Source organism: Streptomyces sp. NPDC053513 (genome assembly GCF_044544765.1).
Classification (GTDB): domain Bacteria; phylum Actinomycetota; class Actinomycetes; order Streptomycetales; family Streptomycetaceae; genus Streptomyces; species Streptomyces litmocidini.
This window is the reverse complement of sequence record NZ_JBITXP010000007.1, coordinates 176,957-203,656: the sequence shown is the minus strand read 5'-3', so window position 1 is coordinate 203,656 and position 26,700 is coordinate 176,957. Positions and strand designations below refer to the sequence as shown.

Below are 26,700 nucleotides of genomic sequence, written 5' to 3'. Positions count from 1 at the left end.
GGCTCCTTGTTTCTTCCGTCACCGGCTGGATTCGACATGACCGTCCGGGGGCTCGCGGGTGTGCGAACGCTGAATGCTATTCGGCGAGGGTCTCCGTGATCGCGGCCGAGGCCTCCTTCGCCGCCTTGACGGGGTCCTCGCCCTGGAGGACGGCCGTCATGTACGGCTTGATGGGGTTGTCGGCCTCGACGTCCGCCCACTGCGGGGAGTTGGGGGTGGCCCGGCCGCGTGCGGCGCCCTTCGCCATGGCGGCGGTGGCCTCCTGGCCGGCGACGACGGAGGCGAGGCCCTTCTTGTTGGGCACGTAGCCCATGGTGCGGGCGAGTTCGGTCTGCCACTTCTCGCCGGCGAGGGCCTTGACGACGTCGAGGGCGGCACCGCGCTGGGGGGCGTTCTCCGGGATGATGAGGTCGGAGCCTCCGGTGAAGACGGCGCAGGGACGGTCGGCCGTCTTGCCGGGTATCGGGAAGTAGCCGAGCTTGTCCTTGAGGCCCGGGTCGGCCTTGAGGATGGCGGCGACGGCGCTGGGCGTGGCGATGAGCTGGGCGACGTCGCCCTTGGCGAAGACGTCGGCCTGCGGCGGGGTCTGCTCGTCGGCGTCCTTCGGGCCGGAGCCGAGGGCCTGGAGCTTCTTGTAGAAGGTCATGCCCCGCTGGGCGCCCGGGCTGTCGAGCGCGCCGGTCCACTGGCCGCCCTTGTCGACGGCGAGTTCGCCGCCCTCGTCCCAGATGAAGCCGGCGAGGGTGTACCAGTCCTGTCCGGCGAGGTAGATGCCCTGGGTGCCGTTCGTGTTGAGCTTCTCGGTGTCGTCGAGCCAATCGGCCCGGGTGGCCGGCGGCGTGTCGATGCCCGCCTCCTCGAACAGGTCCTTGTTGTAGATGACGATGCGGTTGGCCGCGTACCAGGGGATGCCGTACTGGGTTCCGGCGATGCTGCCGGGCTCGGCGAGGCCCGGCAGCCAGTCCTCGCGGCCGAGGTCGCGGACCGACTCCAGGGTGAGGTCGAAGAGCTTGTCGGTGTCGGCGTACTGGGCGACCTGGGTGTTGCCGACCTCGATGACGTCGGGGCCGCCGGAGCCCTGGATCGCCTCGGTGACCTTCTTCCCGATGCCGGTCCACTCCTGGATGGTGAACTCGAGCTCGACGCCTTCGTGCTCCTGCTCGTACGCCTCGGTGAACCGCTTCAGGAAGTCCTCGCTGACGCTGTCCCTCATGAGCCAGACGTTCACGGTCCTCGGCCCGTCGTCGCCGCCCGGGAGCATCCCGCAGCCGGCGAGGAGGAGCGCGGTGGCGGCTGCCAGGGGGCAGGCGAGATGGCGGTTCTTCACGTGGGTCACCTTCTGCTCAGGTTCAGCACAGGGTCGTGCGCATGGGGGGCTGACCCGGCATGGGGGGACCGAACGGGGTGTTCGCGCGGGTATGTGGCCTGGATTCTGGTCTGGACCAACGGGATGGTCAAGTCCTTGACGACCTCGTCGCGCACCGGGCGGGCGATCCGCTCCGTCACCCTCGGTGGTTACCCGTGAGTCGCCCGGCCGTCGTCGTGTCGCGCGCCGCCGCGCCCTGGGGCACCGTGGAGGGACCGCACCGAGAGGAGTTCGGCCCCCATGTCGAATCACACCTACCGCGTCACCGAGATCGTCGGCACCTCCACCGAAGGCGTCGACGAGGCCATCCGCAACGGCATCAACCGCGCCTCGCAGACCCTGCGGGGACTCGACTGGTTCGAGGTCACGCAGGTGCGCGGCCACATCGTCGACGGCGCGATCGAGCACTACCAGGTCGGACTGAAGGTCGGCTTCCGCCTGGAGGACGGCGACACGCTGTCCTGACGTCGGACGTCGGGGGCGGGGGGCGCTGCTCCGGCTTCCGGACGGTCGGGGCGAGGGCGTAGTGATCCGACCTCCGGACGGCCGGGGCGAGGACGCGAGATCCCACCCTCCCCGGCCGGGTCACGGCATGGGCCTGACCGGCCCCGGCCCCGGCAGGCACCTCGCCCGGCCCCGGCCCCCGGGCCCGACCACGTACGGGCGCCCTCGGGGGCGGGCGCGCTCAGGCACGGGCGCGCTCAGGTGCGGCCCTCCTCCTCCTGAGCCTCCCTCAGCGCCTCGGAGGGCTGCGCCCAGCGGGCCCGTACGACACGGAAGCCCGCCGCCTCCGCCGCGTCGCACACCGCCAGGTCGTCGTCGACCAGCATCCTGACCGTGCGGTCGGCGGCGAGGCGGCGCAGGATCTCCACCTTGGTCACCCGGGCCGGCCGGAAGTCACGGTTGCGCCGCATGTGGACGGAGCCCTCCGGCAGCCCTTGCCCGGCCAGCCACTCCACGGTCGCGCGACGGCAGCGCTCGGGCCGCCCGGTGAGGTAGACCACCTCGCACTCCTCGGCCGCCTCGCGGCACAGCGCGATGCCCTCCTCCAGCGGCGGATCGTCGGGCGCCGCCGCGAAGAAGCCCTCCCAGTCCTTGGGCCTGCGCTCCAGGAAGTGCTGGCGGTGCGCGGTCGCGGCGAGGGTGTTGTCGAGGTCGAAGACGGCCAGGGGCCTGTTGTCCGATGTCACGGGCCCAGCGTAGAAGCCGCCCGGCGGGGGCGCCCCGGGGTTGCGTGCGGGGGCAGCCGGGCTGGAGGGCGGCGGGGCGGAACGCCACGCCGGAACCCCGTCGAGCCGCCGACCACGGCACACCGGCGGGCAGGGGTCGGATCGTCACCTAAGATTCAAGGCGGCCGCGGGGCCGTGGCCCGTCGCTGTGTGCGACGGCCGCGGAACGGCCGACCCGCCGGCCGAGGCGAACGGTCCGGTCCGGTCCGGAACAAGGTCCCGGGCCTGACGCTCCTCATGACGTTGATCACGAGAATCCCGGGAATCGTGGGACCACCGACGTGCGTCTCAGTGGTGCGGGAGGCCCGGCTCCCCCGCCCACGAGAAGAAGAGCCCAGGGAGAAGTGAGGTATGTCGGTGATCTGCGTCGGAGGCATGATCGGGATCGGCAAGACCAGTGTCGCCGAACTGCTCGCCAAGGAGCTGGGCAGCGAAGTCTTCTACGAGAGCGTGGACGACAACCCGATCCTCCCGCTCTTCTACTCGGCGAGCCCCGAGGAGATCCAGGCGAAGCGCTACCCCTTCCTGCTGCAGCTCTACTTCCTGCAGACGAGGTTCGCCGCGATCAAGGAGGCGTACAAGCAGGGCGACAACGTGCTCGACCGCTCGATCTACGAGGACTGGTACTTCGCCAAGGTCAACCACGAGCTGGGCCGGATCAGCTCCCTCGAGATGCGGGTGTACGAGGGGCTGCTCGACGAGATGATGCGCGAGATCGACGGCCTGCCGTACCGCAAGGCACCCGACCTCATGGTCTACCTCAAGGCGGACTTCGAGACGGTGCTGCACCGCATCGGGCTGCGGGGACGCGACTTCGAGCAGGACGAGAGCCTCGTCGAGTACTACCGGACGCTGTGGTCCGGCTACGACGACTGGGTGCACAAGCACTACTCGGCCAGCGAGGTCCTCGTCATCGACATGAACCGCACGGACGTGGTGAACAACCCCGACGACGCGGCCCGCGTGGCGCGCGAGGTGAAGGACGCCCTGGCAGCGGCGGCCGGACGCCGCGTCTGAGCCCGCGCCCCGCGACCGGCCCCGTGCCCGAGCCCCGTCGGCTCGGACACGGGGCCGCGTCCGCCGCGCGGCCTGCCGACCGGATCGCCGTTCCCCTGAGGCCGGCCGGACACCGCCCCGGGGGCGCCCACTTGGGTCCGGTTGCCTGACGAGTCGCTCCCGTACGATGCCGAAGCGTCCTCACCCCGGCGGGTACGCCGTGCGTCACCAGGGCACGATGCCGGCGTCGTCGAAGAACCGGCCGGTCGGGCCGTCGTCGGGCAGGGTCGCCAGCTTGATGGCGATCGCCGCGCCCTGCTCGGGGGTGCGCACGCCGCGGAAGCCGTTGAGATCGGTCGCGACGTAGCCGGGGCAGCCGACGTTGATCAGGACGTTCGTGCCGCTCAACTCCCGGGCGTATTGGAGGGTGACGGCGTTCAGGAACGTCTTCGACGGCGCGTACGCCACGGCCACGGGGCCCGCCGTCCGCTCTGGATCCGGTCCTGACTGCCGGGTGAGTGAGCCGACACTGCTGGACATGTTCACGATCCGCGGTGAGGCGGAGCGCCGCAGCAGCGGCATCATCGCGTTGGTGACGCGGATGACGCCGACCACGTTGGTCTCCACGACCGCTCGGACGGTGGCGGGGGCGGTCCGGGTGGGCTCCTGCGGCATGTCGCCGGCGATGGCGGCGTTGTTGACGAGCACGTCGAGGCGTCCGGCCTGTCCGTCGATCAGCCGGGCGGCGGCGGTCGCGCTCGCGTCGTCGGTCACGTCCAGCGGTACGCCGAACGCGTCGATGCCGGCGGCGCGCAGCTTCTCCACCGCGGCGCTTCGGCGCCGGTCGTCGCGGGCGCCGACGCCGACGCTCCAGCCGAGGGCGCCCAGGCCCGCGGCGATCTCGTAGCCGATTCCCTTGTTCGCGCCGGTGACCAGCGCGATCGTCCGTTCAGTCATGGAAACGATGCTGCCCCCGGGGGCCGGGGGGCGTCCAAGACCGATCGAGTGGGCGACGATACCGTCAGGGTATGGATCCGGAGTACCGTGGCCGGATGGAGACCCGGGAACTGCGCTACTTCGTCGCTGTCGCCGAAGAGCTGCACTTCGGGCGGGCCGCGCAGCGGCTCGGGATCGCGCAGCCGCCGCTGTCACGGGCGATCCGGCAGCTCGAACGCCGCCTCGGGGCAGCACTGCTGGACCGGACCAGCCGCGTCGTCACGCTGACCGAGGCCGGCTCGGTGCTGCTGTCCGAGGGCCGGGCGGCCCTCGACGCGGTCGACGCCGCCGAGCGCCGGACCCGCCGCGCCGCCCTTTCCGCGACCGGCCGCCCCGGCCTGGTCCTGGTCACCAAGGCCAGCGCGTCCAGCGAACTGCTGGCGAGACTGCTCGACGCGTACGCCGCCGAACCCGGCGCGGTCCCCGTCGACGTCATCCTGTGCGGCCCGGCCGAGCAGGAACGACTCCTGCGCGAGGGCCGGGCCGACGTGGCGCTGCTGCACCGGCCGTTCGACTCGACGGCCGGGCTCCACACCGAAGAGCTCAGCACGGAGGGCCAGGTGGCGGTCCTGCCCGCCGGACATCCGCTCACCACCCGGACCCATGTGCACATGGCCGACGTCACCGGGCTGCCGGGCCTGCCCCTGCCACGCTGGCCCCACCCCGACGGCACCTACCCGCCCGGCCCCGGCCCGCAGGTCCGCGACCACGCGCAGTTGCTGCAACTCGTCGCACTCGGCCGGGCCTGCGCGGTCTCACCGGAGTCGTGCCGAGCCCACCTGCACGGCGGCCTCGCCGCCGTGCCCGTGCTGGACGCGCCGAAAGTCACCACCGTGATCGCCTGGCCACCGCACAGCCGGTCCAGAGCCGTCGCCGACCTCGTCCGGACCGCGACACGTCTCCAATAGGGCCTGTCTGACCATTCTCGTCGGCTCCTCGGGTGACAGCGAGTCGCCCGCGGGATGCGGCCGCAGTCGGACGGGGCCGTCCGGCCCGCGAAGCGGTCGTCGAGCCGGTCCATCGCGACGGGGGCCCAGACGACGGGCACGCCCGTGTGGCTGAGCAGTTCGTACTGCCGGTACTTGACGGCGGTGTCGCCGGTGGCGCAGTACTGCCGGGCGAGCGCGCGCACGTCCCCGGCGACCATGACGCCGGGGACGGTCGGGGCGGCGGCGGAGCCGAGGTTGATCCGGTTCACCGCCGTGACGAGCCCGGGAACCGTGTTGAGGTTCTCGTACTCGGGCTTCGCCATCTTCTTCCAGGTCAGACCCGGGTAGTGGCCGAGGGCGTCGACGATGGAGCCCTCCTCCAGCTCCGCGTACACCTTCAGGCCGTGGCTGTTCAGGCAGGGCTTGACGTCGGTGCCGAAGGAACGGGAGACGCCGATGACCGCCATGGGGATGACGCCCGACCAGGAGAGGGAGCCGGCCACGTACTTCAGATCGTGCGCCGGGGTCACGCTGCATGCCGCGCTCGCCGCCCATGACGCGGTCAGGCGCGGCGAACCCGGCGCCGGCCCCTCGCGTCGTCAGGGCTGAACGGCCGGCCGTGCCGCTCACCGGCGCGGCCACCGCGGCCCACACGCGGTGCGGGCCGCGGACCGCCCACCGCACCCTCACACGCGCCGGTCCGGGCCAGGCCCTCCCGTGCTCAGCGGCGGGCGTCCGCGCCAGGTGACGCGCTGGAGCCGCGGACCACCAGCCGGGTGGGGACCATGACGGTCCGGGCGCGGGTGCGGTCGCCGTCCAGGCGGGCGAGGGCGGTCCTGGCCGCCGCCTCGCCGACGGCAGCCGGGTCCTGGGCCACGACGGTCAGGGCCGGTTCGAGGACGTCGGCGAGCGGGAGGTCGTCGAAGGCGACCAGGGCGATGTCCTTGCGCCCCGCGCGGGTGAGCTGGGCGATGACCCCGAGGGCCATGACGTTGTTCGCGGCGAACAGGGCGGTGGGGGGGTGCGGCAGGCCGAGCAGGGCGGTGGTCTCGGCGGCGGCCGTCTCCGGGCTGTGGGCGCCGGTCACCAGGGTCCGGTCGTAGGGCAGGCCGGCCTCGTCGAGCGCCGAGCGGTAGCCGGCCAGCCGCTCGCGCCGGGTGTAGAGCTTGGCGGGGAGGTCTCCGATGAAACCGATCCGGCGGTGGCCGCGGGCGATGAGGTGGGAGACGCCCTCGTGGACGCCGGTCCGGTTGGAGCTGACCACGCAGTCGGCGGACAGTCCGACTCCAGGCCGGTCGAGGAACACCACCGGCAGACCGGCCGCGCGCGGCGCCTTGAGATGGCTGTGATCGGCTCCGAACGCGGGGACGACCATCAGCATGCTGACCCGCCGGGCGAGGAAGGTCTGGATCAACGCCCGCTCCCGGTCCGGGTCTTCGGCCGAAGAGCCCATGAGGAGGGTGAGTCCCCGGCTGCGCACGACGTCCTCGATGCCGCCGGCGACGGTGCCGAAGAAGGGGTTGCCGAGGTCGGGCACGACCAGGCCGACGGTGGTGTCGGGGCCTCCGACCCGGATGTTGCGGGCCATCAGGTTCGGCTGGAAGCCGAGCTTCGCGACCGCGGCGAGCACGCGCTCGCGGGTCTCCGGGGAACTCGGCCCGTCCTCGTTGAGCACCCGGGACACCGTCTTGGCGCTGACGCCCACTTCCCTGGCGACGTCGGCCAGTGTGGGGCGGCGGTTCGCGGCCATGTTCCACCGTTCCTGTGCGTCGGTCGGGACCGGCCCCTGCCCGGGGCCGGTCCCGCTGTCCTGCCTGTGCGGCGCCCCTGTGGTCCGCGCGGCGTCGCCCCTGCGGCGACTCAGTGGGCGGACACGCCTGCCGCCTCGGCGGCATCCGCGTCGGCAACGACGGTACCTCCATCGTCGCCCACCCTGAGCGCCCCCGTCATGATGGCGACGACCTCCGCCATGGAATGGTCGGACGGCTTGATCAGCGCCTCGCGACGGCCGAGCCGGTGGATGTGGATGCGGTCGGCGATCTCGAAGACGTGCGGCATGTTGTGGCTGATCAGGACCACGGGCATGCCCTTGTCGCGGACCCGGCGGATCAGGTCGAGGACCTGCCCCGACTCCTTGACGCCCAGCGCGGCGGTGGGCTCGTCCATCACGACGACGCTCTTGGCCCAGGCGACGGAACGCGCGACCGCCACGGCCTGGCGCTGACCGCCGGACAGCGTCTCCACCGGCTGCGTCAGCGACCGCAGTCCGATCTTGAGGTCGGCCATGTGGGCCGCCGCCTCCTGGCGCATGCGCTTCTTGTCGAGCATGCGCAGCGCGCTGCCGAGGAAGCCCGGCCGGCGCAGTTCGCGTCCGAGGAACATGTTCGAGGCGATGTCCATGGACGCGGCGACGGCCAGGTCCTGGTAGACGGTCTCGATGCCGTGCTGCCGGGCGCTCTGCGGCCCGGTGAACCTGATGGGTTCGCCGTTCAGCCGGATCTCGCCCTCGTCGGGGGTGAGCGCACCGGTGAGGGCTTTGATCAGGCTCGTCTTCCCGGCGCCGTTGTCGCCGATGACGGCGAGGACCTCACCGGGCAGCAGGTCGAAGTCGGCACCGTCGATGGCGGTGACGTGGCCGTACCGCTTGACCAGGCCGCGGGCCTGGAGCACGGGCGTGACATCGGCGGGGCTCATCGTGACTTCCTCCGGGAGATCTGGTCGACGGTCACGGCCAGGATCACCAGCACGCCGGTGATCAGGGTCTGGTAGATGGAGGCGACGCCCATCAGTTGGAGGCCGTTGCGGAACACACCGACGATGAGGACGCCGATGAAGGTGCCGAGGACGGAGCCGCGCCCGCCGAAGAGGCTGGTGCCGCCGAGGACGACGGCGGTGATGCTGTCCAGGTTGTCGGTCTGGCCGGCCTGCGGGTCGCCGACGCCGGTGCGGGAGATCAGGAGCAGCGCGGCGATTCCGTAGACGACTCCGGCCAGGGTGTAGAGGCCGATCGTCAGCCGGGAGGTGCGGATGCCGTTGAGGCGGGCGGCCTCGGGGCTGTTGCCGAGCGCGTACACGTGCCGGCCCCAGGACGTGCCGCTCAGCGCGTAGGCGAAGAGCAGGAACAGGGCGATCGTCACGAGCGAGCCGTAGGTGATGTCGGTGTTGCCGAGCGGGAACGTCTCGCCGAGGGCGGTCAGCGGCGCGGGAAGGTCGGTGATCGTCTGCTCGGCCGAGTAGACGTGGGTCAGGGCGAACGCCACGTTCAGCATGCCGAGGGTGACGATGAAGGGCGGGAGGGGGATCAGCTGCACCAGGAGGCCGTTGACCAGGCTGAAGCCCGCGCTGACGACCAGGCCCAGGGCGATCGCGACGAGGGGCGGCAGACCGCCCTCGGCGGCCGTCTTGGCGATGACGATGCTGCCGAACGCCATGACGGCACCGCAGGAGAGGTCGATGCCTGCGGTGAGGATGATCAGGGTCTGGCCGATGGCCAGCGTGCCCACGACCATGACCTGCTGGACGATCAGCGAGAAGTTCCCGCCGGAGAGGAACTGCTCGGTCGTCAGGGAGAAGAAGACGCAGGCCAGCAGCAGGGCGACGAGGGGGCCCGTGGTCGGTGTGGTGAGCAGCCGGCGGACCGTGGTCGGCCCTTTCAACTGGTCGTAGGGCAGGGGTGTGGCAGTCATGGTGGTCCTTGCCGGTGTCGATGGTCGGCGGTGGTCGACGGTGGTCGACGGAGCGGGTTTCGTCAGGGGTACGTGGCGGAGGACGGTGCGCCGAAGGAGGCGTCCGGGTGCGTGCCCTGAACCGGGGGCCGGGAGCGTCCTGAGCCGGGGTTCAGCCCCAGCACTTCTCCAGGCCGTACGCGGTGTTCTCGGCGTCGACGCCCGGCTTCGCCGCGTCGGTGATGAGCGTGACGCCGGTGTCCGTGTAGCCGGAGGCCTTCTTGCCGCCCTTGGCGAAGTCGACGACCGCCTTGACGCCCTGGGACGCCATTTCGAGCGGGTACTGCTGCGAGGTCGCCGCGATCTTGCCTTCCTTGACGGCCTTCGTACCGGTGCAGCCGCCGTCGACGGAGACGACCAGGACCTTCTTCTCCAGGCCCTTCGCCTTGAGCGCGGTGTAGGCGCCCAGCGCGGCCGGTTCGTTGATCGTGTAGACGACGTTGACGTCCGGGGACTTCTGGAGGCAGTTCTCCATCGCCGTCTGGCCCTTGGCCTGGTCGCCGCCGGTGTCCTGCGAGCACACGATCGACGGGTCGCCCTCCGCGACGCCGAAGCCCTTGAGGAAGCCCTGGTGGCGCTGCACGCCCACCGCGACACCGGGCGCGAGGTCCAGGGTCGCGATCTTCGCCGCCTTGCCGCCCATGGCGGCCCTGGCGTACCGGCCGATGAGCTCGCCCGCCTTGACGTTGTCGGTGGCAAAGAGGGCGTCGGTGGCGTCCTGGGGCTCGGTGGGGCTGTCGAGTGCGATGACCAGGATGCCCTTGGCGCGTGCCTTCTCGAGGGCGGGGACGATCGCCTTGGAGTCGTTGGGCGTGATGAGGATGCCCTTCACGCCGGAGTTGACCATGTTCTCGATGGCGGTGACCTGGCCCGCGTTGTCGCCGTCGAACTTCCCGGCCGCGCTGACGAGTTCGACGCCGTTGTCCTTCGCGGCCCGCTCGGCGCCCTCCTTCATCTTCACGAAGAACGGGTTCGTGTCCGTCTTGGTGATCAGCCCGACCTTGGTCCCACCGCCGCCGGCCCCTCCCTGCGCACCGGAGCCGCAGGCCGTCAGGGTCAGCGCCGAGAGGGCGGCGAGCGCGGTGGATCCGAGGGAGACGCGGAGGGCGCGGTTTCTGCGAAGCATGACTGATCTCCTGCTGAACGAGGGCGGAACGGCCGCGCGGATCGAGGGACTGCGGCGCGAGGGGACTGCTGCTGTCGAGCGCGCTGGTGCTGTCGAGCGCACCGGCGGCGGTGTCATCGTTGACTGATGTCATCGTTGACACCGCTTGCGGAGGATGATGAACTCCGTCACCCGGAAACGTCAATGCCTTGACCCCGTCACAAATCGGCAACGTCGCCCGCACCGCCTCACATCGGGAGCAGCGCTCTCCGTGAGGTCCCTCGAAGGCCCCTTGCGATCGCAGCCTTCCCGCGCTGCCCACCTGGAGAGAACGAGCCATGAGCCTGCCCCTGGTCACCGTCCTCGGAGAATGCGTCGCGGACGCCTTCACCGTCCCCGCTCCCCTGCCGGGCGAACTCGCCCTGCGCATCCTGCCGGGCGGCGGTCCGGCGAACACGGCCGTGGCGCTCGCTCGCCTGGGCACGCCCGCCCGCTTCCTGGCGCGGCTGTCCGACGACGTCTTCGGCCGCCTGTTCCGCGGCCACCTGGAGGCCTCGGGCGTCGACCTCTCGGCTGCCGTACGCGCACCGGAGCCCAGCACGCTGGCCGTCGCCGAACTCGACGCCCAGGGCCGGGCGACGTACTCCTTCCACGCCCGGGGAACCGCGGACTGGCAGTGGACGGCGGACGAACTCGCCGCGGCGGACCTCGCCTCCACCGCCTGCCTGCACTCGGGCTCCCTGGCCCTGGTGCGCGAGCCCGGCGGCACGGTCGTGGAGGAGTTCCTCGCCCGCGCCTCCGCCACGGCCACGGTCTCCGTCGACCCCAACGTCCGGCCGCTGCTCGTGGGACTGGAGGTCTACCGCGAACGCCTGCCGCGCTGGTGCGCGCTCGCGGACGTCCTGCGGCTGAGCGAGGACGACCTGGAACTGCTGCTGCCCGGGCACACGATCGAGCGGGCCTGCGACACCTGGCACGCCGCGGGCGTCCCGCTCGTCGTGATCACCCGCGGGGAGCACGGCGCGGTCGCCTCGCTGGACGGCGAGCGGGTCGTCGTACCGGCGCCCCCGACCGACGTGGTCGACACCGTCGGCGCCGGCGACTCCTTCACCGCGGGCCTCCTGCACCATCTCGGCGCCCGGGGGCTCCTCGGTGGGCGTCTGACGGAGCTGCGGGTGGACGACGTCTTCGACGCCTGCGCCTTCGCCTCCCGGGTGGCGGCGCTGACCTGCGGTGTCGTCGGGCCGAATCCGCCGTGGGCGAGCCAGTTGCGGCTGCGGGCGCCCGCGGCCGGACGCACCGCGGGCTGAACGGGCGGTCGCACGGACTCGCCCCGGGGCATTGACGCGCCGCCCGGAGCCCGCACATCATCACTCCCCAGCGGATGTCGTCGCCGTCATGTGTCATCGATGACATCCCGTTCCCGGGCCGCCCCCACCGCCCGGCACTGCGCATCCCCCGGCGTCGCACCACCGCAACGGACGCGAACACGACGCCGCCGTCCCCAGTGCAGGAGAAACCATGAGCCCAGCCCCCGCCCGCCGTCGTGTCCCGCTGCGCCTGGTCGCCGCCGCGGCCGCGACCTGCGCGCTCGCCGTCACCGCCGTCGCCCCGCCGCCCGCGGCGGCGGAGGCCGGCCGTCCGTACACGGAGACGTACCGCCCCCAGTTCCACTTCAGCCCCGCGAAGAACTGGATGAACGACCCCAACGGACTGGTCTGGTTCAAGGGCGAGTACCACCTCTTCTACCAGTACAACCCGAGCGGCGACACCTGGGGAAACATGTCCTGGGGCCACGCCGTCAGCAAGGATCTGGTGCACTGGCGGGAACTCCCCCTCGCCATCCCGCACGACGACGAGGAGATGGTCTTCTCCGGCAGCGCCGTCGTCGACCGCGACAACACCACGGGGTTCGGGACCAGGGAGAACCCCGCGATGGTGGCCGTCTACACCAGCCACTTCAAGAACGGCGGCAAGCAGGCCCAGTCCCTGGCGTACAGCACCGACCGCGGCCGCACCTGGACCAAGTACACCGGGAACCCCGTGCTCGACATCGGGTCGAAGGAGTTCCGCGACCCCAAGGTCCAGTGGTACGCGCCCACCAGGAGCTGGCTGATGACGGTGTCGCTGTCCGCCGAGCACAAGGTCCGGTTCTACTCCTCCAAGGACCTCAAGAGCTGGACCCGTCTGAGCGACTTCGGCCCGCAGAACGCGGTGGGCGGCGTCTGGGAGTGCCCGGACCTGTTCCCGCTGCCCGTCGACGGCGACCCCGAGCGCGTCAAGTGGGTGCTCGTCGTCAACATCAACCCCGGTGGCATCGCCGGTGGTTCGGCGGCCCAGTACTTCGTGGGCGACTTCGACGGCAAGCGGTTCACTCCCGACGACGACGGTTCCTACACGCCTCCGCCCGGAGTGGTGGTGCAGGACTTCGAGGGCCCCGACTACGGCACCTGGCGGACGACCGGCACCGCCTTCGGCGACGGACCGGTCCCGGCCCCCGCGCCCGGGACGTCGGGCACGAGCGGCTACGAGGGCAAGGGGCTCGTCGACAGTTTCCACGCCGGCGACGCCGAGACCGGCACCCTCACCTCACCTCCCTTCACCGTCGACAGCCCGTACCTCAACTTCAAGGTGGCCGGCGGCCGTCACCCGCACGTCCCCGGCTCCGTGACGGGCGACTCCCCCGCGCCCGAGGGACGGGTTCTCGCCGACTTCGAGCAGGACGGCTACGGCTCCTGGACCGCCACGGGCACCGCCTTCGGCAGCGGCCCCGCACGCGGCACGCTCCCCGGGCAGACCACGGTGACCGGCCAGAACGGCGACGGCCTGGTGAACAGCTTCCTCGGCGGCGACGCGACCACGGGCACCCTCACTTCGCCCGGGTTCACCCTCACCGCGAAGCACGTCAACTTCCTCATCGGCGGCGGGAACCACCCCTCCGGATCCGACACGCCCACCGCCGTCCGACTCGTCGTCGACGGCAAGACCGTGCGCAGCGCCACCGGTTCGGACTCGGAGGAGCTCAACTGGGCCTCCTGGGACGTCGGCGACCTCGCGGGCAGGACCGCGCACATCGAGGTCGTCGACCGGAACACCGGCGGCTGGGGCCACATCCTGCTCGACCAGGTCATGCTGTCCGACACCCCGGCGCGCCCGCGCTCGACCGAGACGGCGGTCAACCTCCTCGTCGACGGGGAGGTCGTCCAGAGCGTGACCGGCGGGGACGGCGGGAGCCTGGACTGGGCCTCCTTCGACCTGCGCGCCCACCGGGGGAAGCAGGCCACCGTCCAGATCGTCGACATGAACAGGGGCGGCTGGGGCCACATCCTGGCCGACCACTTCGTCGCCGCCGACCGGCCGGCGGTCCCGAGCGTCCGGCGGGCCTCCTGGGTCGACCACGGCAAGGACTACTACGCGGCCGTCTCCTGGGAGAACGCCCCGGACGGCAAGCGCCGCATGATCGGCTGGATGAACAACTGGCAGTACGGCAACCAGATTCCGACCTCTCCCTGGCGCAGCGCGCAGAGCGTTCCGCGCGAGATGGCGCTGCGCACCGTGAACGGCCGGATCCGGCTCACCCAGCGGCCGGTGTCCACGCTGGAGTCGCTGTACGCCGGGCCCGCGGTCGGGGTCCGCGACCTGAACATCGCGGAAGGCTCCGCACCACTGGCAGGAGGCCGTGCCGACGGCAAGGCGCTCGACATCCGGGCCACGTTCTCCCCGGGGGACGCCGAGCGGTTCGGGTTCACGGTCCGCGCGGGCGAGGGGCAGGAGACGGTCATCGGCTACGACACCACGACCCAGGAGCTGTACGTCGACCGGACCCGGTCGGGTGCGGTCGACTTCCACGGCGACTTCCCCGGAGTCCAGCGCGCGCCGCTGACGCCCCGGAACGGCAGGGTCGAGCTCCGCATCCTGGTCGACTGGTCCTCGGTGGAGGTGTTCGGCGGCGACGGAGAGGCCGTGATCACGGACCAGATCTTCCCGAGCCCGGACAGCGACGGCATCCGGCTCTTCGCCGAAGGCGGCTCCGCCCGCCTGGACAGCGCCGAGGTCAGGCAGGTGGGGTCATACCGCGACTGAACCCCACGCCCGTCGCGATCGAGCCGCCTGCGCGGATCCGTCGACGGTGTGGGCCGAGCACCGCGCCCACGGCCTGCGGCCCGACGGGAAGGCGGTGGTCGACGAGCCGCTGCCCGACACCGGGCCGGAACCGCGGCCCCCACACGGAGGCCGGCCACGGAGCAGTCCCGTGGGTGGGGGGCCGGGGCGCGCCGCTTCAGCCTCCCGAGCCCCCCTGCCCGCACCCCGCCCCCGCGCGGATCGCGCTCTCAGGTCGAGGAGTCATGGGCGACGAGGTGGAGGAAACGGTCCGACAGGGCGTGCAGCCACTCGGTCCGTTCCGCGGCGATCTCCTTCAGTCGCGCACTGTCGCTGCGGGCCACGAGATGGCCCATGTAGCGCTCGTTGAAGCGGGCGTACTCCTGGTGCAGGGTGCGCAGCGCCCGCGCCACGGTGCGCTCGGGTGCGCCGACGAGCCGCGCGAGCGGGCCGGCGTGTTGCTTCCAGCGGCCTTCGACGGCCTGGCGGAGCCGGCCGTCGAGGTCGCCGGCCCGCCCGATGGCCCTCAGCAGTTCGCCCGGTTCGAGGCCCAGGGCGTCCGCGAGCAGCAGGGCCTGTCGGTCGGTTCCGCTCCAGCGGTGGTCGCTCTCGGCGCGGGCGTAGTCGTGCGCGTCCATGCCGATGCGCCGGGCCAGCCGCTCGGCGCTGAACTGCCGGGCCAGGCGATGCTCGCGAAGAGATCTCGGCTTCCGGTCCATGAGCACCGGCACAGGGCACCACAGCGCGCTGGCCAGCGCGAAGAGTTCGGCCTCCGAGGGCGCCACCGCCCCCGACTCCCAGGACACGAGGGCCTCCACCGAGCGGTACAACCCCAGCTGCGCCATGCCGACGACGACCTGTTCATGGGTCAGGCCGATACGGAGACGGGCGGCCCGGGCCTGGGCGGGAGAGAACGGAGGGGTGGGCATGTGCAGATCACCTCGGTGAGCGGCTCCGCGGAACGCCGGGCTCGGCGGAGCGGGAAGGGGGTCAGCGGGCCGTGGCGGTCTGCGTACCCGTCCCGTCGTCGTACGCGGCGAGGCCGTCCCAGTCGATGTCCTTTCGCGTCCGGCGGCTCTCGAAGACGTGGAAGAACAGGTTCAACAGGACCGCCGTCAGCGTGCCGAGCGTGATTCCGCTGCCCAGGACGGCCCGCACCTCGGTCGGCATGCGCTCGAAGAAGGGCGCGACGGCCGTCGGGAGCATCGCGGTGCCGAGACTGACGGCCAGGATGACGGCGTTGCGCTCCTCCCGCAGGTCGACCTTGCCGAGGATCTGGATGCCGACGGTGGCGACCATGCCGAACATCGCGACGGCCGCCGCGCCGAGCACGGGGTGGGGGACGGAGGCCACCAGGGCTCCGGCCTTCGGCACCAGGCCGATGAGGATCATGAGGACGCCGGCCGCGACGACGACGAACCGGCTGGTGACGCGGGAGATGCGCACCAGACCGATGTTCTCGGCGAACGCCACGTACGGGAAGGAGTTGAACACCCCGCCCAGCACGGTGGCGACGCCGTCGGCACGCAGCGCGCGGCTGACCGTGTCGCCGTCGACCCTCCGTCCGGTGATCTCGCCCATGGCGTACACGTCTCCCGTGGTCTCCACCATGGTGATGAGCATGACGACGACCATCGCCAGCATGGGGAAGACCGAGAAGTGCGGCAGGCCGTAGTGGAAGGGAGTGCTGACGCCGAGCCAGTCCGCCTGGTCGACCGCCCCGAGGTCGGCGTCGCCGAGCAGCCAGGCGACGGCGGTTCCTCCCACCAGTCCGAGCAGGATCGCGACGCTGCGCAGGGGCGGACCGCCGAACCGCATCACCAGCAGGATGAACAGGAGGGTTCCACCCGCGTACGCGAGGTTGACCGGGTCCCCGTAGTGGGGCCCGTCCATGAGTGCCGAGCCGCCGCCGACGTCCTGGAGCGCCACCGGGATGAGGACGACGCCGATGACCGTGAGGAGGGTGCCGGTGACGATCGGGGGGAAGTACGCGGTCAGCCGCCCGGCGAAAGGGGCGAGGAGGAAGGCCGCGACCCCGCCCGTGATCACGGCGCCGTACACCACGAGGAGGCCGGCGGTGCCGCCGCCCGCACCCTGTCCGATGGCGATCATGGGCGAGACCGCGGTGAAGGTCGCGCCCTGGACGAGCGGGAGCCGGGCTCCGATCCGCCAGAAGCCCCAGGCCTGGATGATGGTGGCGATCCCGGCGGTGACCAGGTCGGCGTTGATGAGGTAGACGAGCTCCTGCCCGGAAAGGCCGAGGCTGCTGCCGAGGATCACCGGTACGAGCACCGCACCGGCGTAGAAGGCCAGGACGTGCTGGAATCCGTAGAGCGCGAGGGTGGGGAGTGGAAGTACCTCGTCCACCGGGTGCGGGGTGGTGAGGGATCGTCGGCGCGATGCCTGTGGTGCCATCTCTGCCTTGCCTTGAGGGTAGGTGAATGAGAGGGAGCGCGACGCCGGGTCGCGCGGAGGGCCTCGAAGGGAGGAGTCCGGGCGGCCGCGCGGATCAGGCGGTTCACCGGCTGGCGGCACGGGGTTACCGGCGCGGCCAGGCGTCCAGACATGGAGGCGTGAGGGAGCCGGGGTGAAGGGCCCGGGCCAGGCACAGATCCTTGCGGACAGGCAGGGCGTCACGCAAGGCGGTAGGCCATGGTTTTTTAACCAAAACCCTTCAGTAACTTACGAATCCATGGACATCGCCCACGTCGAGTGCGGATTTCGTTGCCCCTCACCGACCCAGGGGCGACGGAGCCGGATCCGGGTCCTGCGGCTTCGTCGTGGACGAGGACGACGCGCCGCCCGCGAACCCCGGCTGCTCCACAGCGGAAAGCCGCCCTCCCGCCGAGATGTCCCCTCGGTCGGGAAGGGCGGCTTCCATCGCTGATGTCGCGTCAGCTCAGGCGCACGCGTGCGTCCGCTCGGGCGTCGGGGTCAGGACGGGTCGCCGTACTGGAGGCCTCGCCCGTTGGTGCCGACGTACACGCGGCCGAAGGTGTCGGGGTCGCCGGTGACGACGCCGACACCGCCGATGCTGCCCCACTGGTGGGCGTCGTCGTTGACGCGGAGCCAGGTGGCGCCCTTGTCGGTGGAGCGGAAGACCCCGGTGACGTCCTTGACGGTGCCGATCAGGTAGAGGGCCTGGTAGGAGGCGCCGGGTGCGGCCTTGCCGAAGCCGAGGGCGGAGGCGGACCTCACCGTGGTGAGCGTGGTGAAGGTGCGGCCGCCGTCGGTGGAGTGCAGCAGCCCCTGGCCACCACCGGTGATCCACAGGTCTCCCGCGACACCGGGGACGGCCGTGAGCCGGCCGTCGGCGGGAAGGCCGGTGGCCCGGGCGGTGAAGGTCGCGCCGCCGTCGGTGCTGGCGTGGAGCGTGCCGCCGGCCAGTGAGTAGAACGTCCTGGCCGAGGAGCGGTCGGCGACGACCACGGCGTCGGTGCCCAGGCCGCCGACCTTCGACCAGCTCGTCCCCCTGTCGGTCGAGCGGTACGGGACCTGACCGGCCTCGGTCCAGACGATGGTCGAGCCGTCCGCCGAGAGCGCGACACGGCCGTCCTGGGCGCCGGCCACCGGTTCCGTCCTGAAGCCGTTCCAGCTGATGCCGCCGTCGGTGGAGTAGGCGCCGTCCTGCGCGCCGCCACGGCCGACGCGGACCATCACCGAGGGGTCGGACTGGGCGAAGTCGATGTCGGTGCTGTTGGTCATCATCGGGTTGCCCAGCCGCCCGGCGGGCACCTTGGTCAGGTCGTCGTGGCGGAAACCGCCCTGGTCGCCCATGGCGGTGATGACGGCGGCACCGCCGGGCGGGGCGATCGCGTCCATCAGCGCGGTCTCCTCAAGCCCCCGCGCCCCCACGGTCCAGTGACTGGTGCCGCCGCTGTCGGTGGCGTCGGCGTCCTTGCTGCGCCAGATGCCGTTGCCGGTGCCGTACAGCACGTGCCCGGAGGCGAAGGGGTCGATGGCCAGGGCGGTCATCCAGTGTCCGGTGTGGGTGCCGACGTACGGAGCGGCCGAGGCGTTCCGCACCGATTTCCCGGACAGTGCCGTCCACGTCGCGCCGCCGTCGGTGGTCCGGTAGATCTCGTCCTCGGGCCACCAGCGGTCGAGGGTGGTGACCATCACCGTGGAGGGCTTGCGCGGGTCGACGGCCAGCCCGGAGAACCCGTGACCGCCCTGGGACGGGGAGACGTTCTTCCACGCTCCGTCGGCCGGTGTGTGCTTCCACACCGAGCCCGCCGTCACGCCGTTGGGTCCGGGCACGTCGGTGTACGTCAGGTACAGCGAGCCGTCACCGGAGAGCACGCCGTGCTGTGGCATCTGGCCGGTGGGCTGCCCGGGGACGGCCTGCCAGGTGCTGCCGCCGTCGGTGGAGCGGTACAGGGAGGTGGACCTGTCGGCGACGCCGACGTAGACCGTCCTGCTCCCGGCCGGGCCGTACGTCACGAAGGAGATGCCCGCGCCGCTGCTCGCCCCGTCCTTGACGGGGAACGAGGAGACCTGCCGCCACGTCACACCGCTGTCCGTGCTGCGCCACAGCCCGTTCTTACGGGTGCCGAGGAGCAGGGTGCGGTTGTCCGAGGGGTCGATCACGAGCCGTTCGCCCGCCCCGCGGCCGTCCTCGTTGCCGCCCAGTTTGAACGGCAGGTCGGTGCGCTGGAAGGTGCGGCCCCGGTCGGTGGAGCGCAGGAGCGCGCCGTTGCCGGCCCAGTCGTTGGTGTAGGTGCCCGTCGCGAGGTAGAGCCGGTCGGGGTCGACGGGGTCGGTGGCCAGCGCGTCGACGCCCAGCAGGTTCCAGTCCTTCTCGCCGAGCCAGTCGGTCAGCGGGATCCACTGCTCGGCCGCGCTGTCCCAGCGGTAGGCGCCGCCCATGTCGGTGCGCGCGTACAGCAGGCCCTTCTCCCGTGGGTTGAACACCAGCCCGGTGACGTAACCGCCGCCGACCACCTGGGCGTTCTTCCACGCGTACGGTCCGGTCCCGGTGGTCGGGGCCTCGGCCGTTCTCACCAGTTTCCACTGCTGGTTGGTACTGCCATGGCCGGGATACTGGATGACCGCCGCGCCGTCGGCCGTGGAACCTCCGGAGACGTCCAGGACCTGGCCGCTCCCGCGGGAGGTGAGGATGACCGCGTCGGAACCGCTCACCTCGTCGATCCGCCACTCCTGGGAGGCGGAGGAGCTGTCGGTCTGCTGCTCGGCGACGGCCGCCCGGGCGGTCGAGGCGCCCGCTATGCCCAGCACCTTGCCGCTGTTGCGGTTCACCAGCTCGTAGTAGCCGCCCCCCGTGGGGCGCAGCCTCCACTGCTGGTTGGCGGTGTTCTGGTCGGTCCACTGCTGGATGCGGGTGCCGTCGGCGGTGGAGAAGGCGTTGACGTCCAGCGCCTTGCCGCTGCGCACGGAGAGCAGCCGGTAGTAGGCACCGCTGTCGACCGTCGCGGCCTGCGAGTCGTCCTGCACGAACAGGAAGTACGGCACGACGGTGACGGGCACACCGAGCAGCAGGGCGGTGGCGGTCCTGCGGCGGCGGTGACGCCCGCGGCGCCCGCCGTTCGTGGGGTTGTTCATGGGGGGTGTTTCTCCTTGTGCGACCGTGGATCGGGCAGCTCAGCGCTGCAGGGTGAGGACGCCCGGCCGGTACGGCAGCCGGTCGTAGGGGCCGCCCGCGTTCGGGGACTTGCCCTGGTAGAGGAACCGCAGGTCGCAGGGGTCGATGGTCATGGTCTGGTCGGGGTTGCCGCGGACCAGATCACCGTGGCTGATGTCGTCGGTCCAGGTGGCACCGCTGTTGGCCCTGCCGGCGAAGGGGTTGCTCTCGGTCGCGGCCTGGGGCGTCCAGGAACCGTTCAGGCTGGTGGCCGTGAACGAGCGGAAGTAGCGCTGCTCGTTCGCGCCCCGGGCCTCGACGATCATGAGGTACTGGTTCCGGCCCTGGACCTTGTAGACCTGCGGCGCCTCGAACAGGTTCTTCACGGTGTCGCTCATGACCGTCGTGTACGACGAGCCGAAACTGCCCGGGAAGTTCCCGATCGGCATGCTCGCCCGGTAGATCTTGCCGTTGTCACCGGCGAAGAACAGGTACATGTTCTTCTCGTCGGCGATCAGGGTCTGGTCGATCGGGCCGGTGCCGGATTCGGTGCGGGGGATGCTGCCGGTGAAGAGCGGCTGCGGCGCGGACCAGCCGTTGGGGTCGGCGGGGTCGCTGGACGTGCGGTAGCTGAAGGGCGACGCACCCCACTGGTAGGCGAGCACCCAGATCTTCTTGGGCGCGAAGTAGAACAGCGTGGGTGCCACCGCGTTCTGGCTCATCCTGGTCTGGCCGGCCGACGCCATGTCCGACCAGTTCGTGAAGGGACTGAACGCCATCGAGCCGTACGAGGCTCCCGACGCGCTCGACGCGTAGACCAGATGCTTGCCGTTGTGCACCACGTGGGTGAAGTCCTTCACCGCGTCCCACCCGTTCGACGGCTGTGCGAGGGCACCCGTCGAGCTCCACTTGTACGTCGACGGAAGAGCACACGTGCCGCCGCCCCTCCCGGACGGAGCGGTCCACTTCTGGTTGCCGACGGAGGCGCAGGCGTACAGCTGGATCCTGGTGCCGTTCGCGGTGCCGGCGCCGACGGCGTCGAGGCACAGCCCGGACTGGACGCCGGTGATCGTGCCGTCGGTGTTGATGTTCCACTGCTGGTTGGCGCCGCCGTTGCAGTCCCAGACGACCACCGAGGTGCCGTTGGCGGTGCCCTTGCCCTTGGCGTCCAGGCACTTGCCGTCGTGGACCTTCAGCTGCTTGGCGGCGGTGTAGGTCCAGCGCTGGTCGGCCTGTCCGCCGCAGTCCCACAGGTGCGCCTGGGCGCCGTTGGCGGTGGCGGAGCCGGGGATGCCGACACAGCGGCCGGAGGCCACGCCCTTGATCTCCCCGGTACCGCCGGTCGGCTCGGCCGGGGTGGTGCCGGATCCGGACCGGAGAGCGTTCATGACGGCGGTGTACGCGGGCTTGGGCTTGCCGTTGCCGTCGAACAGCAGGGGGTTTTCGCCGCTGCGCCAGGAGTCGCTGTCACGGACGCCCCACACCGTGATGCCGGTGCACCGGGCCACGGACAGACAGGCGCCGACCGCGTTCGCGTAGTGGGCGGGTGAGGCCTGGGCGATGTCCAGCTCGGTGATCTGGACGTCGACGCCCAGGGCGGCGAAGCCGGCCAGGGTGGTCCTGAAGGACGCCGGCGGGCCGCCCGCCCCGAAGTGGCTCTGGAACCCGACGCAGTCGATGGGCACGCCGCGGGACGTGAAGTCCTTGACCATGCGGTAGACGCCCTGGGTCTTGGCGTCCGACCAGTTCTCGATGTTGTAGTCGTTGTAGCAGAGCTTGGCCGAGGAGTCGGCCGCACGGGCGGTGCGGAACGCTTCCTCGATGAAGCCGTCGCCCAGCACCGTCTGGAAGACCGAGCCGCGGAGCCGGCCGCTGCCACCGTCGGCGAATGCCTCGTTGACCACGTCCCAGGCATAGATCTTGCCCTTGTAGTGGGTCATCTCGGTGGTGATGTGGTTGTTCATCACGCTGCGCAGCGTTTTCGCGTCCCGGATGGAGCCGACCCAGGAGGGGAGCTGCGAGTGCCAGACCGTGGTGTGGCCGCGCAGGCGCTGGCCGTGTGCCCTGGCGTGGTCGACGATCCGGTCCGCGGGACCGAAGTCGAAATTGCCGCGGGACGGCTCGATGGCGTCCCACTTCATCTCGTTCTCCGGGGTGATCATGTTGAACTCCCGGTCCGAGATCGCGGCGTACGCCGAGTCGCCGAGCCTTCCGGCGGCCACAGCCGTGCCGAAGTACCTGCCCGAGGGCGCCGCCTGGGTGCCCAGGGCCGCGGCTCCGGCGGAGTTGGGGAGGAGCGTCACGACACCGGCCACCAGCGCCGTGGCCGACAGTCCGATCGCCCATGTCCGGCGACGCCGGCGGAGCCGGTGCAGGCCCTTCATGCTTCTCCTCGGGAGTCCTGCGCACCGGTCGCCCGGAATTCGTGGATGTGCTGCGTCATGGAAGGAACTTTCTTCAGGGGACACGTCAGTCGGGGAAGTCGTCCTGCCGCGCCGGCACGTCATGGCGGGCGGCGGGAAGGACACCCCTGAAGTGGAGGCTTCCGAGCGCACGGGCTCGTAACAGAAAAGTCGGGCCGCCCGCGGGATCGCCCGGTGATGCATCTCGCAGGCAGAAAGCGTTATGCCGGGCGCCGCGGTCCGGTCGCGCCCGCGGAAAGGGCACGGCCGGACTCGTCAACGGTGAACGCTGGTCACGGCGTGGTGCGGGAGCCGGCCGGATCGTGCTGGAGGATCACCGGCCGTCACCGCTCACTCGGCCGGATCGCCCGAGGAGCGGGGGCTCAGGCCCGTGCCCTGCGGACGACGAAGGAAGCCTGGCCGGCGAAGGCCGGAGTGCCGTCGGAGCCGTCGAGCCAGACGCCGCCGTCTCGGTGGCGGAGGACCGATCCGGGATAGTTGTGCGCGTGCAGGGTCACCGACCCGGCGACCGTCCCGGGGCGCGGGCAGAAGGTGGCGTCCTCACGGAACAGTTCGCTGCCGTCGTCGGTGCTCAGCCGCAGCCGCAGGTACTGATGGCGAAGGTACCGGCCGTCCGCCGCGCGGAAGGTGACGCACCGTGAGTCGGCCAGCCCGCCGAGGACCGTGAGGGTGACCCGTTGCCGTCCCTGCGCGCTGCTGGACGCGGAGACCGGGCCGAGCGTCGCGAAGTCACCGGCGTACGTGACGAACAGGCCGGGTCGGTCCACGGACTCCAGCGACTGCGCACCCAGGGGAACGGTGTCCGTGACGGCGGACGGACCCGTCGGGGACGGAATCACCGGAGACGCGCTCAACGGAGACGGGCTCACCCGAGACGGTTCGGCCGACGTGGTGGTGGGCGACGGGATCGGCGTGGGAATCCCGACCGTGGGGGCGGCGACGACCCCGGGCTCCCGAGGCGCCGGTTCGGGCCAGGTCGCGTAGGTGGCGGTCCCGGCGATGAGCACCGCGCCGGTGGCGAGGCTCACCAGCGGATGAGCGGTGACCGCGTGGAGTTTGCCGGCCAGCACGCCGTGCGGACCGCCTCCCCCCGTCGCCGTGCCGACGGCGACGTGTGCCGTGGCCGGCCCGGCGGCCGTACCCGACAGCAGGCCCTTGGCGGCCAGCGCGGCGACGAGTCCGGCCGGGACGGCCAGCGTCGTGAGGCTGAGGGGCAGCAGTTCGGCCGGAACCCGTTCTGTCGTCGTCGCCGTGCAGACCGGGCAGTCACGGGTGTGCCGCGCCATCCGCTTGCGCCACACCGACGCATGGTGACCGTCCCAGCCGGCGACGGTCTCGGCCAACTGCGGACAGCGCGGTTCCGCCTCGAGCGCGGCGACGATCGTCCGGCACAGCTCCAGTTGCTCGCGCATGCGTTGCAGGCGCACTCCGACGTGGGCGACCGTGAGCCCCGTCGCGGCGGCGATGTCGTCGCGGCTCAGCAGGCCGGCGCATTCCTGCCACCACAGCGACAGCAGCATCCGATGGTCCGGGTCGAGCCACCGGCCGGCTTCGACGACCCGGCGGCGCTCGTCCGACACGTGCAGCCGCAGGATCGTCACGTCCACGGGTTCGGCGCCGGCGTCCGGTATCCGGTGTGCCTCGTCGAGGACCGTGGTCCGGTCGGCGAAGACGTGTTGCCGGTGCCAGTGGGTGTTGATCTGACGGAGCGTGATCGACACCAGCCAGGACCGGAAGCTCTCCGGGGCACGCAGGGAGGGCAGGTCGCGCACCACGCGCAGCAGGGTCTCCTGGACGACGTCGTCGACGTCGGCATGTCCGCTCAGCGCCCGCCCGACGATGTTGTAGACCAACGGCAGGTACGCGGCGATCAGCTCCTCGCGCGCCCGACCGTCACCGGCCTGCGCCGCGACGACCAGCTCCGCGTGGTCCGCATCCATGAGCCCCATTCCCACCTTCTCCAGGGGAGTGATCCACCGAGTCGGCGGCATACCTTAGCCTCGGCGAAGGTACACGGCCAAAGCCCGCGCCTCGGGTGGACGGGCTGGGCCGTGCCGACTCGGAGGGCCCGGTACCGCGTGTGCGTCCGGGCGGCGGACGGCCTGCTCGGCGCCGCCCAGGCAGGACGGGCCCGGCCCCGGGAGTGATCGAGCGGGGCGCCGCGTGTCGACGCGAGGGCGGTGGAGCGGGGTGCGGGTGTCGTGTGTGAGTCTGGTGCCCATGTCGATCATCGCAACCGTCGTGGTGCTGCTCATCGCCGTGCTCCACGTCTACATCCTGGTCCTGGAGATGTTCTTGTGGACCGGTCCGCGGGCCCGGGCCGCGTTCGGGACCAGCGTCGCGTTCGCCTCCGAGACGAAGGCGCTCGCCGCCAATCAAGGGCTGTACAACGGCTTCCTCGCCGCCGGGCTGGTGTGGGGCGCGGTGGCCTCCGACCCCGTGGGCTTCCAGGCGAAGGTGTTCTTCCTGGTGTGCGTGGCCGTGGCCGGTGCGTACGGTGCCGCCACGGCCAGCCGGAAGATCCTCTTCGTACAGACCGTCCCGGCGCTGATCGGTCTGGCACTGGTGCTGGCCGCCCACTGAGCGGTGCCGGCGAACCGACCGGGGCTGACGGACCTCGACCGGCCCGATCAGCCCAGGAAGCCCAGCCGCACCTGACGGTCGGGATCGTCCTTGTCGGTGTCCGCCGATTTCCGCCAGGACAACCCCGCCCCTACCGCCGCAGCACATGCGTTCAGCCCCGGGTGAAGCCTGGCATCGGGCCGGCCGGCCACGTAGAAGACGCCCGGATGAGCCGTGAACAGTTTGGTTTCCGCTGGAGAACCCCCCGGATGCGGGGGCTCGAACCCTTCCAGTAACGCGGCTCCCCCGCGGCGATGCCGAACATCCGGGCATTCTGCCCGTTGCCGTCTCGCTGCATCCTCCTTGGTCCTGCTCGATCGGGGACGGTCAGGCGTTCGCCCCACGGCCTTCGCCCCCCTCCTGTTCGGCCAGCTCGTGCAGGCCAGGCACGACGTGGCCCGCCAGCTCGTCGAGGTCGAGGAGGCTCGGGAACACGAACGCGCCCTGCACGCCCAGACCGTCCTGGCCCGCGAACGCGCCCAACTGGCCCGCGAGATGCATGACGTCGTCTCGCACCAGGTCAGCCTCATCGCCGTCCGGGCCGGCGCCCTGCAGGTCGCCGCCAAGGACCCCGACGCCCGCGAGGCCGCCCGCACCATCCGCACCCTGAGCGCGAACACCCTCGACGAACTCCGCCACATGGTCACCCTGCTCCGCGCCTCAGGCGGCAAGGCAACCGAACTCACCCCCCAGCCCACCCTCGCCGACCTCCGGCAGCTCATCGCCGACAGCGGCATCGAGACCACCCTGACCGGAGAGCCGCCGGCCGGCATCAGCACCACCGCCCAGCGCACCGTCTACCGCACGGTCCAAGAAGCCCTCACCAACGTGCGCAAGCACGCCCCCGAAGCCCGCGCCGACGTACGCCTGTGGCACGACGCGCACCACTTCGGCGTCACCGTCACCAACACCGCCCCCACCCGCCCGACCGTCCCCCTGCCCAGCGCCCACCACGGCCTCATCGGACTGAAAGAACGCGCCGAACTCCTCGACGGCACCCTCACCGCCGGACCCACCCCTCAGGGCGGCTACACGATCGAACTCCGTGCCCCTGCCCGACCTGACTGACCTGGCCCCACCAGGACGCACCGCCGGACCCTTCTGACTGGTCTCGACCAGTCCTGCGGTCGCCAACCCCGCCTCCCGGTCACCTCGTCTGCCGCCGTCGCCGCACCGAGCGGACGCTGACCCGCAGGTCCTTGGCGATCGCCGAGGCCGCCCGGTAGCCGGGCATCACCACGGACACCGTCCGGGCCCGGCGGCGACGCTTCCTGCGAACGCCGGCTCGGCGACCGGAATGAACACCCACGGCCTGACGGACGAGCAGGCCCGCATGACGGCCTCCGTCGGCGAGTCGGGCATCGGCGGACCGATCAGGCACGCCGCACGGTGCGAGACCTTCTGGACCGGTCTCGTCCTTCCGCAGCGGAGCAGGCCGCAGCGTAAGGCAGCCGAGGCACGGCCCGACCCGTGGTTCCGACCGTGGGAGCCCGGGCGCCGAACGCCGGCGGACGACGGCACCGACGGACGGGCCACGCGCCGCGGGCGCCGGGACACCCGGTCAGAACCCTTGACTCCCCCAGGAGTTCACCCCTAGCTTGCTCAAGATCTTGCGGAAAGTTACAGC

At 71.4% G+C, this 26,700-nt stretch carries 21 protein-coding genes and 2 pseudogenes; 10 read left to right on the top strand and 13 right to left on the bottom strand.

Translation table 11 applies throughout. From position 1 onward, the window contains the following. Positions 1–76: 76 nt before the first annotated feature. Positions 77–1,327 (bottom strand): extracellular solute-binding protein, encoded by a 1,251-nt coding sequence (locus ACIGW4_RS14785; protein WP_399580623.1) that lies wholly within the window; start codon positions 1,325–1,327, stop codon positions 77–79. Between the two features lie 279 nt (positions 1,328–1,606). Here ACIGW4_RS14785 and ACIGW4_RS14780 point away from each other — a divergent pair, with 279 nt between their 5' ends. After that, on the top strand, positions 1,607–1,831 hold the full coding sequence (locus tag ACIGW4_RS14780; RefSeq protein WP_123456767.1) for a dodecin: 225 nt from the start codon (positions 1,607–1,609) through the stop codon (positions 1,829–1,831). Between the two features lie 236 nt (positions 1,832–2,067). Here ACIGW4_RS14780 and ACIGW4_RS14775 read toward each other — a convergent pair whose 3' ends face one another. Beyond that, the gene (locus tag ACIGW4_RS14775) at positions 2,068–2,556 is read right to left on the bottom strand and encodes a hypothetical protein (RefSeq protein WP_123456766.1); all 489 of its coding nucleotides are present in this window, start codon (positions 2,554–2,556) and stop codon (positions 2,068–2,070) included. 390 nt (positions 2,557–2,946) lie between these two features. Here ACIGW4_RS14775 and ACIGW4_RS14770 point away from each other — a divergent pair, with 390 nt between their 5' ends. Further along, positions 2,947–3,612, top strand: a complete 666-nt coding sequence (locus tag ACIGW4_RS14770) for a deoxynucleoside kinase (RefSeq protein WP_123456765.1) — start codon at positions 2,947–2,949, stop codon at positions 3,610–3,612. A 204-nt stretch (positions 3,613–3,816) separates the two neighbouring features. On the opposite strand, the gene ACIGW4_RS14765 is transcribed toward ACIGW4_RS14770, so the two are convergent. Continuing rightward, complete coding sequence (locus ACIGW4_RS14765) at positions 3,817–4,548, bottom strand: SDR family NAD(P)-dependent oxidoreductase (protein WP_398706307.1); 732 nt, start codon at positions 4,546–4,548, stop codon at positions 3,817–3,819. A 95-nt stretch (positions 4,549–4,643) separates the two neighbouring features. Between ACIGW4_RS14765 and ACIGW4_RS14760 the strand changes: the two genes are divergently transcribed. Further along, a complete protein-coding gene (locus tag ACIGW4_RS14760) occupies positions 4,644–5,495 on the top strand; it encodes a LysR family transcriptional regulator (protein ID WP_398707073.1) in 852 nt (283 codons plus the stop codon). A gap of 134 nt (positions 5,496–5,629) precedes the next feature. Here ACIGW4_RS14760 and ACIGW4_RS14755 read toward each other — a convergent pair. Next, positions 5,630–5,983 (bottom strand): annotated as a pseudogene (locus ACIGW4_RS14755) (triacylglycerol lipase); the annotation flags it as partial. Between ACIGW4_RS14755 and ACIGW4_RS14750 the strand changes: the two are divergent. Beyond that, on the top strand, positions 5,883–6,125 hold the full coding sequence (locus ACIGW4_RS14750; protein ID WP_399580865.1) for a hypothetical protein: 243 nt from the start codon (positions 5,883–5,885) through the stop codon (positions 6,123–6,125). The pseudogene ACIGW4_RS14755 and the gene ACIGW4_RS14750 sit on opposite strands and share 101 nt — an antisense overlap. 112 nt (positions 6,126–6,237) lie before the next feature. Here the strand turns inward: ACIGW4_RS14750 and ACIGW4_RS14745 are convergent, their stop codons facing one another. From ACIGW4_RS14745 to ACIGW4_RS14730, 4 genes are all read right to left on the bottom strand, one after another. Beyond that, positions 6,238–7,266, bottom strand: coding sequence for a LacI family DNA-binding transcriptional regulator (locus ACIGW4_RS14745; protein WP_399580618.1), 1,029 nt, complete (start codon positions 7,264–7,266; stop codon positions 6,238–6,240). A 110-nt stretch (positions 7,267–7,376) separates the two neighbouring features. Then, complete coding sequence (locus tag ACIGW4_RS14740) at positions 7,377–8,210, bottom strand: ATP-binding cassette domain-containing protein (RefSeq protein ID WP_123456762.1); 834 nt, start codon at positions 8,208–8,210, stop codon at positions 7,377–7,379. Beyond that, the gene (locus ACIGW4_RS14735) at positions 8,207–9,202 is read right to left on the bottom strand and encodes an ABC transporter permease (RefSeq protein ID WP_399580615.1); all 996 of its coding nucleotides are present in this window, start codon (positions 9,200–9,202) and stop codon (positions 8,207–8,209) included. Before ACIGW4_RS14735 ends, ACIGW4_RS14740 begins: the two co-directional genes overlap by 4 nt. A gap of 151 nt (positions 9,203–9,353) precedes the next feature. Continuing rightward, on the bottom strand, positions 9,354–10,367 hold the full coding sequence (locus tag ACIGW4_RS14730; protein ID WP_359592190.1) for a sugar ABC transporter substrate-binding protein: 1,014 nt from the start codon (positions 10,365–10,367) through the stop codon (positions 9,354–9,356). Here ACIGW4_RS14730 and ACIGW4_RS14725 point away from each other — a divergent pair. From ACIGW4_RS14725 to ACIGW4_RS14715, 3 genes are all read left to right on the top strand, one after another. Then, entirely contained in the window at positions 10,366–10,494 is a 129-nt protein-coding gene (locus tag ACIGW4_RS14725) for a hypothetical protein (protein WP_260174597.1), read from the top strand. The genes ACIGW4_RS14730 and ACIGW4_RS14725 overlap by 2 nt on opposite strands. 190 nt (positions 10,495–10,684) lie before the next feature. Then, positions 10,685–11,656, top strand: coding sequence for a carbohydrate kinase (locus ACIGW4_RS14720; RefSeq protein ID WP_123456759.1), 972 nt, complete (start codon positions 10,685–10,687; stop codon positions 11,654–11,656). Between the two features lie 211 nt (positions 11,657–11,867). After that, positions 11,868–14,429, top strand: a complete 2,562-nt coding sequence (locus ACIGW4_RS14715) for a GH32 C-terminal domain-containing protein (RefSeq protein WP_399580612.1) — start codon at positions 11,868–11,870, stop codon at positions 14,427–14,429. A gap of 248 nt (positions 14,430–14,677) precedes the next feature. Here the strand turns inward: ACIGW4_RS14715 and ACIGW4_RS14710 are convergent, their stop codons facing one another. The 5 genes from ACIGW4_RS14710 to ACIGW4_RS14690 form a co-directional block, all read right to left on the bottom strand. After that, entirely contained in the window at positions 14,678–15,376 is a 699-nt protein-coding gene (locus tag ACIGW4_RS14710) for a transcriptional regulator (RefSeq protein ID WP_123456757.1), read from the bottom strand. Positions 15,377–15,437: 61 nt separating this feature from the next. After that, positions 15,438–16,814, bottom strand: coding sequence for a nucleobase:cation symporter-2 family protein (locus tag ACIGW4_RS14705; RefSeq protein WP_399580610.1), 1,377 nt, complete (start codon positions 16,812–16,814; stop codon positions 15,438–15,440). A 567-nt stretch (positions 16,815–17,381) separates the two neighbouring features. Further along, positions 17,382–20,009, bottom strand: coding sequence for an RICIN domain-containing protein (locus tag ACIGW4_RS14700; RefSeq protein ID WP_399580607.1), 2,628 nt, complete (start codon positions 20,007–20,009; stop codon positions 17,382–17,384). Positions 20,010–20,048: 39 nt separating this feature from the next. Next, positions 20,049–22,412: a non-reducing end alpha-L-arabinofuranosidase family hydrolase gene (locus tag ACIGW4_RS14695; protein WP_399580605.1), complete on the bottom strand. Its 2,364-nt coding sequence runs from the start codon at positions 22,410–22,412 to the stop codon at positions 20,049–20,051. Between the two features lie 401 nt (positions 22,413–22,813). Then, on the bottom strand, positions 22,814–24,400 hold the full coding sequence (locus tag ACIGW4_RS14690; RefSeq protein ID WP_399580604.1) for a sigma-70 family RNA polymerase sigma factor: 1,587 nt from the start codon (positions 24,398–24,400) through the stop codon (positions 22,814–22,816). 271 nt (positions 24,401–24,671) lie between these two features. Between ACIGW4_RS14690 and ACIGW4_RS14685 the strand changes: the two genes are divergently transcribed. The 3 genes and pseudogenes from ACIGW4_RS14685 to ACIGW4_RS14675 all read left to right on the top strand — a co-directional run bounded on the left by ACIGW4_RS14685 (position 24,672) and on the right by ACIGW4_RS14675 (position 26,670). After that, positions 24,672–25,034: a DUF1304 domain-containing protein gene (locus ACIGW4_RS14685; RefSeq protein ID WP_123456752.1), complete on the top strand. Its 363-nt coding sequence runs from the start codon at positions 24,672–24,674 to the stop codon at positions 25,032–25,034. A 381-nt stretch (positions 25,035–25,415) separates the two neighbouring features. Next, a pseudogene (locus tag ACIGW4_RS14680) lies at positions 25,416–26,141 on the top strand (sensor histidine kinase); the annotation flags it as partial. A 229-nt stretch (positions 26,142–26,370) separates the two neighbouring features. Beyond that, a complete protein-coding gene (locus tag ACIGW4_RS14675; RefSeq protein WP_399580601.1) occupies positions 26,371–26,670 on the top strand; it encodes a DUF664 domain-containing protein in 300 nt (99 codons plus the stop codon). The last annotated feature ends 30 nt before the right edge of the window (positions 26,671–26,700 follow it).